Raw genomic sequence first — 12,541 nt, forward strand, 5'->3', positions numbered from 1 at the left:
GGTCACGAGGCGGGCCTGCGGTGCGAAGCGAAAAATGCCGCATAGTCTACCAGCCTCAAAGCCATTCGCCCTACGACTCGACGTGATGTTCCGGACGACGGGCGCGCCTTCCGTCCGTCGGCGCCAGTTGCAGGAAGATCGCCGCCGCCAGCATGGCCATCACGCCGATGGTGACGAAGGTCAGTTGGAACGCGCCCAGGGTGCTCTCCACGCCATCGCCGCTGCCGGCCGCGGTGAAACCGCCGAGCAAGGCGCCGGCGCAGGCCACGCCCAGGCTCAGCGACAGTTGCGCGACCACTGACAGCAGGCTGTTGCCGCTGCTGGCGCTGGCGTCGTCGAGGTCGATCAGCGTCACCGTGTTCATTGCCGTGAACTGCATCGAGTTGACCGCTCCCAGCAGCGCCAGTTGCCCCAGCAGCACGGCATAAGGCGTCTGCTCGTCGACCAGCCCCAGGCTGGCCAGCAGCAGGCCCAGCAGCAAGGTGTTGCCGGTCAGCACGATGCGGTAGCCCAGGCGCTCGATCAGTGGCCGGGCGATGGACTTGGCGAGCATCGCCGCCGCCGCCAGCGGGATCATGCTCATGCCGGCCTGGGCCGGCGAGTAGCCCAGCGCCACTTGCAGCAGCAAGGGCACGAGGAAGGGCAGGGCGCCGCTGCCCAGGCGGGCGAACAGGTTGCCGAGAATGCCGATGGCAAAGGTCCGTACGCGAAACAGCGAGGGCGAGAACAGCGGCTCCGGGTCACGCCCGGCGCGCAGCCAGTAGGCGGCGAGGCAGGCCATGCCGGCGAACAGCAACAGCATCACCCGCAGGTGTGGCAGGTGCAGTTCGCCCAGGCCTTCCATGGCGATGGTGATCAGCACCATCGCCGCGCCGAACAGCAGGAAGCCCGGGCCATCGAAGCTGGTGCGTTCGGCGCCGCGCAGGTCGGGGATGAACTTCCACACGGCGTAGCAGCCCAGTGCGCCCACCGGCAGGTTGATCAGGAAGATCCAGTGCCAGCTGAGGATCTCCACCAGCCAGCCACCCAGGGTCGGGCCCAGCAGCGGGCCGAGCAGGCCGGGGATGGTGATGAAACTCATGATCCGCACCAGTTCCGAGCGCGGGTAGGCGCGCAGCACCACCAGGCGCCCGACCGGCAGCATCAGCGCGCCGCCCAGGCCCTGGATGACCCGGGCGAGGATCAGGAAGCCGAGGCTGTTGGCCATGGCGCACAAGAGCGAGCCGAAGCTGAACAGCAGGATGGCGCTGAAGAAGATGCGTTTGGTGCCGAAACGGTCGGCGATCCAGCCCGAGGCCGGGATCAGCAGGGCCACGGTGAGCATGTAGGCGATGATCACCCCCTGCATGCGCAGCGGGTCTTCGGCCAGGGAGCGGGCCATGGCCGGCAGCGCGGTGTTGAGGATGGTGCCGTCGAGAGACTGCATGAAGAAGGCGATGGCCACCACCCAGGGGATCCAGCGGGCGGTGACGGGGTCCAGTGGTGCGCGATCGGACATCAGCTACCTCTACGTTTTGTGTTGCCTGTGCCGACCTCTTCGCGGGTAAACCCGCTCCCACAGGGTTATCGACAAACCTGTGGGAGCGGGTTTACCCGCGAAGAGGTCGGTCCTGCGGATCACAGTGTCAGGGTCAACCCCTTCAGCAACGCCCCCGGCAGATGACTCGACCCGGTGCTGCGCTGCCCGTAGGTGCTGGTCGAGAGGATCATCTCGCGCTCCTGGGTCAGGTCCTCCAGCTGGCTACCCAGCAGGTTGTACAGGCTGTCGTCGAAGCGCATGGTGCTTACCGGCCCCTGGATCTGGCCGTTTTCCACCCAGAAGGTGGCGAAGCGGGTCAGCCCGGTCATGCGCGCGGCGGGCAGGTCCGAGTAGTTCAGGTACCACAGGTTGCTGATGTACAGCCCGGTGTCCAGACGCTCCAGCACCTCTTCGCCGGGCAGGTTGCCCGGGGCCAGGCTCAGCGCGCACGGCGACTCATGGCTGTCGGCGCCATTGGCCTCCTGGGCGAACTCGGCGGCGCTGCGGGCGCTTACCAGCCGCTCCAGCGCACGGCCTTCGCCGATCAGCAGCAGGTCGCGACGGGGCGAGCCCTCGTCGGAGAACGCCGGGCTCAGCGAGCCGCTGACCTGCTCGCTGAAGCTCACTTGTGGGCTCAGTTGCGCGTCGCCGTTGTACAGGCGCTGCAGCGGGCTGTTGCCCGTGGCCAGGGCCTGCGCGGAGAAACCACCCCAGCAGAGCATGCCAGCAATCTCGTCCATCGCCGCCGGCGCCAGGTAGGCACGGTAGCTGCCGGGCTTGAGGGTGACGGCCGGGCGGCCCAGGTGCTCGAGCTGTTCGCGGGCCTGGCGCAGGCGCGCGGCGAAGGTCTCGCCGCTCCAGGCCTGCCCGGCATAGTTGGCCTTGACCGCCTGGCCGTTGGCGTGGAACAGGCTCCAGTCGAAGTTGAAGCTGTTGGCCTGGTGCCAGCCGAAGGCCCCGAAGGAGCTGGCGAAGCCCCGGCAGATGGGGCCGGCGGCGTAGATGCCGACCAGGTCCAGGTCACCGGCGTCGTGTTCGACCAGGGTCAGCACTTTATCCAGCTCGGGCAGTGGCTGCTCCAGCAGGCTGTGGCTGTGCCAGGCACGCTCGTCTAGGCTCAGGTACGGATCGACCGGCAGCAGCGGCAGGGTCTGACGCAGTTGCCCGAGGCCATCGTGCAGGCGCTGACGATCCAGTTCGGCGTCATCACCCAGGGTGATCTGCTGCTCTGCCTGGCGGCCGTCGCGGATCAAGCGCAGTTGCACGCTGGCCTGGCTGACCAATCCAGCCTGGCGCACTTGGGCATGGTTGAAGCGCACGAACTGCGAGTGCTCGGCGCTGTAGCCCAGGGTGAACTGCTCGCCCGGTTGCAGCGCATCGCGCAAGGCGCCGAGCAGGTCCTCGAAGCGTTGTTGATAGGTGCTCATCAGGCGTCCCCTCCGAATACGTCGATCTGGCGGAACACGCAGGCCGGCGAGGCGTGGCCGACCCGCACCACCTGGTTGGGTTCACCCTTTCCGCAGTTGGGCGTGCCGAGTACCTGGAAGGTGCTGCGATCGCCGACCGCCGACAGGTTGCGCCAGAAATCGGCGGAGATGCCCCTGTAATTCGGGTTTTTCACCACGCCCTTGAGCTCGCCGTTCTCGATCAACTGGCCCCATTCACAGCCGAACTGGAACTTGTTGCGGGCGTCATCGATGGACCACGAGCGGTTGGTGCGCATCAGGATGCCGTTTTCGATGCCGCCGATCAGCTGCGCCAGCGACTGGTCGCCCGGTTCGATGTTGAGGTTGGCCATGCGGTCGATCGGCGCGCGGTTCCAGCCGCAGGCGCGGCTGTTGGCGACGCCGTCCAGGCCCGAGCGCAGCTGCGACAGCGCGCCGCCGAGGGGGCGCACCAGCAGGCCGTCGCGGATCAGGAACTGCTTGCTGGCCGGGGTGCCGTCGTCATCGAAGCTGTAGCTGGCCAGCTCCTCGCGAAGGGTCGGGTCGAAGGTCACGTTGAGAAGCTTCGAGCCGTATTGCAGATGGCCGAAGTCGTCGGCTTTGACGAAGCTGGTACCGGCGTAGTTGCGCTCATCGCCCAGGATGCGATCCAGCTCCAGTGGATGGCCGATGGACTCGTGGATCTGCAGCATCATCTGGTCGGGCATCAGCAGCAGGTCGCGCCGGCCGCTCGGGGTATTGGGTGCCAGCAGCAATTGCAGCGCCTCGTCAGCCACGCGGCGGGCCGCGCCGACCAGGCCGCAGCGCTCGATCACCTCGACGCCGCCCTGCTGGCCGAAGTTCTCCCGGCCCAGGCTGCGGCTCTGGCTATCCTGGCCGTCGCTGGCGGTGACACCCAGGCCCGGGTAGACGAAGCGCTGGGCATGGCGCAGCTCGGCGCCGGCGGAGTTCAGGTAGGTCTGCTCGACCACGCTGATGCCAAGGCTAGCCTGCCAGTCCACCAGGCGTTCGTCACTTGGCACGCTGGCCGATTCGGCGGCCAGCAGGTCCAGGCAGTCGGCGAGGTTGGGCAGGGGCTGTTCGAAGTTGGGCGAGACATGGTCGTGGCGCCCGTCCGGGGCCGGCTGGCCGCTCAGGTCGAGCAGGCTGCTGGCCTTGATCCGCCGGGCCAGCGCCTCGGCCTGCTCCAGGGCGCGTTGCAGCCCGGCCTGGGACAGGTCGGCGGTGGCCGCGTAGGCCTCGACGCCATCCACCCGCACGGTGAGCATGGCGCCTTCGTCCTGGCTGAAGAAGGGCGGCTCGGCGACGTTGCGCCGTACCGACAGTGACTGGTGCGATTGTTTCACATGGCGAAGCGAGAACAGTTCGGCCGTGCTGCGCAGCGCGGCAAAGCGGCGGTGCAGCAGGGTGCTGGAGTCGAACATCGGAAACCTCCGTGTGTGCGGTGGTTCCCCCTAGAACCACCCCTCTTGCATCGCGAGGCAGGTGTCGTCGCGGGCCTCGAGCAAAGCGAGGTCATTATGGCAGCCCGGCACCTCCCAGGTGAGGAAATAACGCGCGGCCTGGAGCTTGCCCTGGTAGAAGTCGCGGTCGCTGCCCTTGAGCAGGCCGACCTCGGCATGAATGGCCTGCTCCAGCCAGCGCCAGCCGATCACGCAGTGGCCGAACATCTTGAGGTACAGCGCCGAGTTGGCCAGCGCGCCGGCGACCTTGCCGGCGGCCAGGTCGCCGAGCAGGGCGAGGGTCACGCTTTGCAGGCGATTGACCAGGTGCTCCAGGGGCTGGCGCAACGGATCGAGGTTCGGGTGATGGCTGGCGCGCTCGCAGGTGCCGGCGATCAGGCGAATCAGTTGCTTGAGCCCGGCGCCGTTGTTCTGCGCCAGCTTGCGCCCGAGCAGGTCGAGGGACTGGATGCCCTCGGTGCCCTCGTGGATCGGGTTGAGACGGTTGTCGCGGTAATACTGCTCGACCGGGTATTCGCGGGTGTAGCCGTGGCCGCCAAGGATCTGGATCGCCAGTTCGTTGGCTTTCAGGCAGAACGCCGAGGGCCAGGACTTGACGATGGGGGTGAGCAGGTCGAGCAGTTCCAAGGCTTGCCGGCGAGCCTCAGCATCCGCGGCGGTGTGGGTGTCATCGAACAGCCGGGCAGCGTACAGGCCCAGGTCGAAAGCACCCTCGACGTAGGCCTTCTGTGCCAGCAGCATGCGCTTCACATCGCTGTGCTCGATGATCGGCACGGCGGGGCTGTGCGGGTCCTTGTTGTCCGGCAGGCGGCCCTGTGGACGTTGACGGGCATAGTCCAGGGAATACAGGTAACCGGCGTAACCCAGCATCACCGCGCCCATGCCGACGCCGATGCGCGCCTCGTTCATCATCTGGAACATGCAGGCCAGGCCCTGGTGCGGTTGGCCCACCAGGTAGCCGACGCACTGGCCGTTGTCCCCGAAGTTAAGCGCGGTGGAGGTGGTCCCGCGCCAGCCCATCTTGTGGAACAGCCCGGCCAGCAGCACGTCGTTGCGTGGCCCCAGGCTGCCGTCGGCGTTGACCAGGTACTTGGGCACGATGAACAGCGAGATGCCCTTCACCCCGGGCGGCGCGTCCGGCAGCTTGGCCAGGACCATGTGCACGATGTTCTGCGAAAGCTCGTGGTCGCCGCCGGAGATGAAGATCTTGTTGCCCTTGAGCTGGAAGGTGCCGTCGCCCGCGGGTTCAGCGCGGGTGCGGATATCGGCCAGCGACGAGCCAGCGTGGGGTTCGGTCAGGGCCATGGTGCCGAAGTAGCGGCCCTCGATCATCGGTTGCAGGAACAGGCGTTTCTGTTCGTCGCTGCCGAAGCTCTCGATCAGGTTGGCCGCGCCCATGGTCAGGAACGGGTAGGCAGTGGTGCCGGCGTTGGCGGCCTGGAAGTGGGCGAAGCAGGCTTGCGATACCAGGCTGGGCAGCTGCATGCCGCCGACTTCGAAGTCGCGGTTGGCGTTGAGAAAGCCCGCTTCGAGGAAGGCGTCGACCGCAGGCTTCACTTCCGGGATCAGCTCGGCGCGGCCGTCCACGTAGCGCGGCTCGTTTTCGTCGCCCTTGCGGTTGTGCGGGGCGAAGTACTTTTCGGCAATGGTGCGGGCGGTGGTCAGCGCCGCGTCGAAGGTCTCGCGGCTGTGCTCGGCGAAGCGTGGGCGCTGGGTCAGGGCCTCGGCGTCGAGGACTTCGTAGAGTTCGAAGGCGAGGTTGCGGCTGCTGAGGAGTTGCTCGGACATGGCGGCATTCCTGGTTCGGGATGCAGCGAGTCTAGGCGGGGTGGTGGGGCAGGGGACAGGTTAATTGGTTTGGGTGATATGGGGGCAGAAGTTGCCATCGCCCAGGCCGTCTTTGGGTTGCGCCGGGCAGTATGGGCGTAGGTGTTACCCGTCGCAAAGCCTTGTCACGCAATTGCACTTATATCGATATCGATATAGTTTTATCTTTGCCGCTCATGGAGAGCTTACGTCTCCGATAAGGACAAGCCAGGCGAGTGCATTGGCGGGAGCGTGCAGGATGCATGATGGGCAAAAGCCAATCGAATGGTTGGGTAGCAGCAAGCAGGACCTGCGGGACTTTCCGATTGTGGCAAGGCAGCGGGCCGGGTATCAGCTGGAGCTGATCCAGGACGGTGAGGCCCCCTTCGACTGGAAACCAATGGAAAGCGTTGGGCCTGGGACGCGGGAAATCCGCATCAAGTGTCAGGACGGGGCGTTTCGGGTGTTCTACGTCGTGAGTCGACCAGAAGCGGTTTATGTCCTGCACGCGTTTCGCAAGACGACCGAGAAGACGGAAAAGCGCGATATCGATCTGGCGAAAGCGCGATACAAATTGTTGGGCGCCTGCTGAGCTGGAGTCGACAGTGTTTGAACGAGATGGATGCACAGAGGGATTTGCGATGACAAACGAACGCTCCACTTCGGTATGGGATGCGCTGTTCGACTCACCGGAAGAGGCCGAGAACCTGCGGCTTCGGGCGAAGCTGATGAGGGTGTTGGCCAGGATTGTCCGGTCCTGGGATCTGCCGCAGAAAGACGCAGCACGGCGACTGCATCTGACTCAGCCACGCTTGAGTGACTTGCTCAATGGCAAGATAGACAAGTTCTCGCTGGATGCACTGGTGAATATTCTGGCGAACGCCGACCTGGAAGTTGACTTCACGGTGAAAAAGAAATCGGCCTGATGGCTGTTTTGGCCTCAAATTAATCGCAGCTTTCCAGTCGCACCTATGGCTTGAATGGCCGAGCCGCAGTGCGTTTCCTACGCAGATTCCAAGACTTTCCCTATTCCATGTAGTCCAATTCCCAAACATACTCCCAAGCCCTTTCAAGCCATTGCGGTGCTCCGGGTTGGCCTCTAGTCTCGGACGGTCGCTGCACAATCAGCGACCGGCTTTGACAGGCCGATTATCAAGAGCTTACTCAACGGCTTTGCCCTTTATGGCGGCTGTATGTGGGGCACTTCGCGTGCGCCGGGGTTTTGCTCTTGCTGACCGGTCTGTCAACCCATATACAGCTGCCACCTTCTTGTTTGACAGCAACGGGTGGTGGTCCCACTTGATCAGCAAGAGGTAGCTATGTTGAAGATTGTCCCCGATCCCCCCACAACCCTCATTCCCTCGAAGACACCCTCATCCAGGCCACCGAGTACGCCCTGTGCGCCTTGACCGTGGCCCATCACGCCGTACAGCTCAAACCCAGGTCGCCGGCTGCCGTGTTGATGATGGCGTCGATGCATGAAATGGAATCGCTGCGTGTGTTGCTCGAAGCGGCGTTGATCCAGGTGCAGATGCCGGCGTAGGCGCCAACGTTGCACTAGGCCGCAAGGCATGTGCTGCCTGGTCGGGCCCTTTCGCGGGTAAACCCGCTCCCACAGGTTCATCTGTGCCTTGGAGCCAGCGCTGTACCTGTGGGAGCGGGTTTACCCGCGAAGAGGCCCGCACAGGCACCCACCATTTCAGGGAGAAAAATCATGACTACCGACAACACCCCCACCACCGCCGGCAAGACCAAGTTCTACCAAGGCGAAGGCCAGACCGACCCGCTGTTCTGCATCGAGCCCGGCATCCCCTGCCAGCACGCCCGCGACCAGGCCTCGGAGCTGATGGGCTGCGTACGCGACCTGACCATCACCGGGATCATGGAGGAAAAGCCCCAGTTGCTCTGGGCGTCGTATTACCTGAGCGCCCTGGCCAAGGCATTGATGGATGATGCCGAGTTCGGCATGAAGCACTGAGACTTATGTTGCCAGTGCCGGCCTCTTCGCGGCACAAGGCCGCTCCTACAGGCACTGCGCCAACCTGTGTAGGAGCGGCCTTGTGCCGCGAAAGGGCTGCGTAGCAGCCCCAGGATTTCAGCATTGATGCAAAGATTGCTGGGGCCGCTCAGCGGCCCTTTCATAGAGGGACTGTTCTAGGTTGAGAAATCTCGGCAAGACAGTTGCTCCCACAAAAAAGGAGAGCCTGAGCTCTCCTTTTCCGTTCAACGACTGTCAGCGTCAGCCGATGGTCATCAGGCTGGCGTTACCGCCCGCCGCCGCGGTGTTAACACTCACCGCCCGCTCGATCACCAGGCGTTCCAGGGCGATCTGGTGATCGCCGCTCGACAGCCCGTGCACGCCGACGATCGCCCCGGCACGCTTGGCCACCTGCTCGCAGACGCCGCGCAGCTGGTCGGAGTGACCGTGGTGGATGACCGCGTCGAAGGCCACCGCGTCCTTGCTCCAGTCGGCCACCAGCTTGATCTTCGCCTGCAGCTCTTTCGGCAGACGGCCGCGCACGGTCTTGGCCGGCTCGCCGTCCTGGAACACCGCCGAGCTACCCACGGCCAGTACCGCCGCCAGCTGGGCCAGCAGGTCGGCCTCGTTGTCGGCCAGGCACAGCACGTGCTCGCGTGGCAGCACGCTGTAGGTGTTGCGCTCGCCGGTCGGGCCTGGCAGCACGCGGGTGATGCCGCTCTGCGACTGCTCGGCGAACTGCTCGCACAGCGCGGCCAGGTCGCTCATCTGGCTGCTGGTCGCCCAGGTCTTGAGGGTGGTCAGCGGCTTGAGCTGCTGGTCGCGCAGGGTGGTGTCGGCCTGGCTGCGCGCATCGTCGGCCTGGAAGTGGCGGGCGATGGCGTCGGCCGGGCGGGTCGACAGCAGGCGGTACAGGTACAGTGGGCCACCGGCTTTCGGGCCGGTGCCCGACAGGCCTTCACCGCCGAACGGCTGCACGCCGACCACGGCACCGACGATGTTGCGGTTGACGTACATGTTGCCGGCGTTGACGTTGTTCACCACCTTGGCGATGGTCTCGTCGATGCGGGTGTGCACGCCCAGGGTCAGGCCGTAGCCGGAAGCGTTGATCTGCTCGATCAGCTGGTCCAGGTCCTTGCGGTTGTAGCGAACCACGTGCAGCACCGGGCCGAAGATTTCACGCTTGAGCTCGTCGAAGCTTTCCAGTTCGATCAGGGTCGGCATCACGAAGGTGCCGCGCTTGATTTCCTCGCCTTCGGCGATGGCCACCTGGTAGACGGTGCGGCCTTTGTCGCGCATGCCCTGGATGTGCTTCTCGATACCGGCCTTGGCTTCGGCGTCGATCACCGGGCCGATGTCCACGGACAGGCGCTCCGGGTTGCCCAGGCGGCTTTCGGCCATGGCGCCCTTGAGCATCTCGATCACGCGGTCGGCGGAGTCTTCCTGCAGGCACAGCACGCGCAGGGCCGAGCAACGCTGGCCGGCACTGTCAAAGGCCGAGGAGACCACATCGATTACCACCTGCTCGGTCAGCGCCGAGGAGTCGACGATCATGGCGTTCTGGCCGCCGGTTTCGGCGATCAGCGGGATCGGGCGGCCCTGGTTGTCCAGGCGACCGGCAATGTTGCGTTGCAGCAGGCGGGCAACCTCGGTGGAACCGGTGAACATCACGCCCTTGACACGCTCGTCACCGACCAGGCCGGCACCCACGGTTTCGCCCTGGCCTGGCAGCAGTTGCAGCACGCCTTCGGGAATGCCGGCTTCCAGCAGCAGGCGCACGGCCTGGGCGGCGACCAGCGGGGTCTGTTCGGCCGGCTTGGCCAGTACCGGGTTGCCGGCAGCCAGCGCCGCGGCAACCTGGCCGGAGAAGATCGCCAGCGGGAAGTTCCACGGGCTGATGCACACCACCGGGCCCAGCGGGCGGCAGCTGTCGTTGCGCAGGTCGTTGCGTGCCTGCACCGCGTAGTAGCGCAGGAAGTCCACGGCCTCGCGCACCTCGGCGATGGCGTTGGCGTAGGTCTTGCCGGCTTCGCGCACCAGCAGGCCCATCAGCGGCTGGATGTCGGCTTCCATCAGGTCGGCGGCGCGTTCGAGGATCGCGGCGCGCTCGGCCGGCGGGGTGGCCTGCCAGATCGGCGCGGCGTTCAGCGCGCACTGGATGGCGTTGTCGACGTCGGCGACGGTGGCTTCCTGCACATGGCCCACGACATCGCGGTGGTCGGCCGGGTTGAGCACCGGCGCGGCCGGCTGCTCGCTGGCGGCGCAGCCCAGCAGCGGGGCGGCTTTCCAGTCGTTGTGGGCGGTGGCCAGCAGGGCGCAGGACAGCGACGCCAGGCGGTGTTCGTTGGCCATGTCGATACCGGCCGAGTTGGCCCGCTCGCTGCCGTACAGCTCACGCGGCATCGGGATGCGCGGGTGCGGCAGGCCGATGCTGCCCTCTTGGGGGCCCATGCGCTCGATGCTGGCGACCGGGTCGGCGACCAGTTCCTGGATGGAGATCGAGTGGTCGGCGATGCGGTTGACGAACGAGGTGTTGGCGCCGTTTTCCAGCAGGCGGCGGACCAGGTAGGCCAGCAGGGTCTCGTGGGTGCCGACCGGCGCGTACACGCGGCACGGACGGTTCAGCTTGCCCTCGGAGATCTTGCCCACGACTTGCTCGTACAGCGGTTCACCCATGCCGTGCAGGCACTGGAACTCGTACTGGCCCGGGTAGTAGTTCTGCCCGGCGATGGTGTAGATGGCCGACAGGGTGTGGGCGTTGTGGGTGGCGAACTGCGGGTAGATGGCTTCTGGCACGGCCAGCAGCTTGCGGGCGCAGGCGACGTAGGACACGTCGGTGTACACCTTGCGGGTGTAGACCGGATAGCCTTCCAGGCCCTCGACCTGGGCGCGCTTGATCTCGCTGTCCCAGTAGGCGCCTTTCACCAGGCGGATCATCAGGCGGTGACGGCTGCGCTTGGCCAGGTCGATGACGTAGTCGATCACGTACGGGCAGCGCTTCTGGTAGGCCTGGATGACGAAGCCGATACCGTTCCAGCCGGCCAGCGACGGCTCGAAGCACAGGCGCTCGAGCAGGTCCAGCGACAGCTCCAGGCGGTCGGCTTCCTCGGCGTCGATGTTCAGGCCGATGTCGTACTGCTTGGCCAGCAGGGTCAGCGACAGCAGGCGCGGGTACAGCTCGCTCATCACGCGTTCGTACTGGGCGCGGCTGTAGCGTGGGTGCAGGGCCGAGAGCTTGATCGAGATGCCCGGGCCTTCATAGATGCCACGGCCGTGCGAAGCCTTGCCGATCGAGTGGATCGCCTGCTCGTAGGAGGCCAGGTATTTCTGCGCGTCGTGCTCGGTCAGCGCGGCTTCGCCGAGCATGTCGTAGCTGTAGCGGAAGCCCTTGGCTTCGAACTTGCTGGCGTTGGCCAGGGCCTCGGCGATGGTCTCGCCGGTGACGAACTGCTCGCCCATCAGGCGCATGGCCATGTCGACGCCCTTGCGGATCATCGGCTCGCCGCTCTTGCCGATGATGCGGGTGAGCGAGGAGGTCAGGCCGGATTCGTTGTGGGTGCTGACCAGCTTGCCGGTCAGCAGCAGGCCCCAGGTGGCGGCGTTGACGAACAGCGACGGGCTGTTGCCCAGGTGCGGCTGCCAGTTGCCGGTGCTGATCTTGTCGCGGATCAGCGCGTCACGGGTACCCTTGTCGGGGATGCGCAGCAGCGCTTCGGCCAGGCACATCAGCGCCACGCCTTCCTGGGACGACAGCGAGAACTCCTGCAGCAGGCCCTGGACGATGCCAGCACGGCCACCCGCGCTCTTCTGGTTGCGCAGCTTGTCGGCCAGGCTCGCGGCCAGCTTGTTGGTGGCTTCGGCCTGGGCGGCCGGCAGGCGTGCCTGCTCCAGCAGCATCGGCACTACTTCCTGCTCGGGGCGGCGGTAGGCGGCAGTGATCGCCGAGCGCAGTACCGACTGCGGCAGGATGCTTTCGGCGAACTCCAGGAAGCACTGGTGGGCGTGGTCGGCGGCGACTTCGCCGGCGTCATCGCCAGCGGCGGCATGGCCGTTGAGGTCGTTCAGGGTGGCGCCACCCTCGAGCTTCTCGAGATAGTTGAAGATCGCTTGCTTGATCAACCAGTGCGGCGTGCGGTCGATGGACTGCGCAGCTGCTTTGAGTCGCTCACGGGTCGGGTCGTCGAGTTTGACCCCAAGGGTGGTCGTCGCCATTTCTTATCCTCGTTATTGGTCACGGATGTGGCCTAAGCTGAAGGCAAGATTAGCCTGTAGGACAATTCGGGTGCAACCGGGTGCAACCCGAAATCTTCGCGGTAAAGGTGCAACTCGT

General features: G+C 65.6%; 8 protein-coding genes and 1 pseudogene. 4 read left to right on the forward strand and 5 right to left on the reverse strand.

The genetic code is table 11. The features are described 5' to 3' along the window. Positions 1–70 precede the first annotated feature (70 nt). The 4 genes from mdtD to PRtIB026_RS05650 form a co-directional block, all read right to left on the reverse strand. Positions 71–1,498, reverse strand: a complete 1,428-nt coding sequence (mdtD, locus tag PRtIB026_RS05635; RefSeq protein WP_203648234.1) for a multidrug transporter subunit MdtD — start codon at positions 1,496–1,498, stop codon at positions 71–73. A gap of 119 nt (positions 1,499–1,617) precedes the next feature. Continuing rightward, positions 1,618–2,946: a TldD/PmbA family protein gene (locus tag PRtIB026_RS05640; RefSeq protein ID WP_203648233.1), complete on the reverse strand. Its 1,329-nt coding sequence runs from the start codon at positions 2,944–2,946 to the stop codon at positions 1,618–1,620. Continuing rightward, positions 2,946–4,388: a TldD/PmbA family protein gene (locus tag PRtIB026_RS05645; protein WP_203648232.1), complete on the reverse strand. Its 1,443-nt coding sequence runs from the start codon at positions 4,386–4,388 to the stop codon at positions 2,946–2,948. Before PRtIB026_RS05645 ends, PRtIB026_RS05640 begins: the two co-directional genes overlap by 1 nt. A gap of 30 nt (positions 4,389–4,418) precedes the next feature. Beyond that, positions 4,419–6,215 carry an acyl-CoA dehydrogenase gene (locus tag PRtIB026_RS05650; protein WP_203648231.1) on the reverse strand — a complete coding sequence of 599 codons (1,797 nt, stop codon included), beginning with the start codon at positions 6,213–6,215 and terminating at the stop codon, positions 4,419–4,421. Positions 6,216–6,492: 277 nt separating this feature from the next. On the opposite strand from PRtIB026_RS05650, the gene PRtIB026_RS05655 reads away from it, so the two are divergent. The 4 genes and pseudogenes from PRtIB026_RS05655 to PRtIB026_RS05670 all read left to right on the forward strand — a co-directional run bounded on the left by PRtIB026_RS05655 (position 6,493) and on the right by PRtIB026_RS05670 (position 8,211). Further along, complete coding sequence (locus PRtIB026_RS05655) at positions 6,493–6,825, forward strand: type II toxin-antitoxin system RelE/ParE family toxin (protein ID WP_203648230.1); 333 nt, start codon at positions 6,493–6,495, stop codon at positions 6,823–6,825. 49 nt (positions 6,826–6,874) lie between these two features. Continuing rightward, on the forward strand, positions 6,875–7,159 hold the full coding sequence (locus PRtIB026_RS05660; RefSeq protein WP_110734806.1) for a helix-turn-helix domain-containing protein: 285 nt from the start codon (positions 6,875–6,877) through the stop codon (positions 7,157–7,159). A 393-nt stretch (positions 7,160–7,552) separates the two neighbouring features. Beyond that, positions 7,553–7,776, forward strand: a pseudogene (locus PRtIB026_RS05665) (hypothetical protein). A gap of 171 nt (positions 7,777–7,947) precedes the next feature. Then, positions 7,948–8,211 carry a DUF3077 domain-containing protein gene (locus tag PRtIB026_RS05670; RefSeq protein WP_203648228.1) on the forward strand — a complete coding sequence of 88 codons (264 nt, stop codon included), beginning with the start codon at positions 7,948–7,950 and terminating at the stop codon, positions 8,209–8,211. Between the two features lie 261 nt (positions 8,212–8,472). On the opposite strand, the gene putA is transcribed toward PRtIB026_RS05670, so the two are convergent. Beyond that, entirely contained in the window at positions 8,473–12,423 is a 3,951-nt protein-coding gene (gene putA / locus PRtIB026_RS05675) for a trifunctional transcriptional regulator/proline dehydrogenase/L-glutamate gamma-semialdehyde dehydrogenase (RefSeq protein WP_203648226.1), read from the reverse strand. Positions 12,424–12,541 lie beyond the last annotated feature (118 nt).

Source organism: Pseudomonas sp. RtIB026, assembly GCF_016861355.2.
Lineage (GTDB): Bacteria > Pseudomonadota > Gammaproteobacteria > Pseudomonadales > Pseudomonadaceae > Aquipseudomonas > Aquipseudomonas peradeniyensis.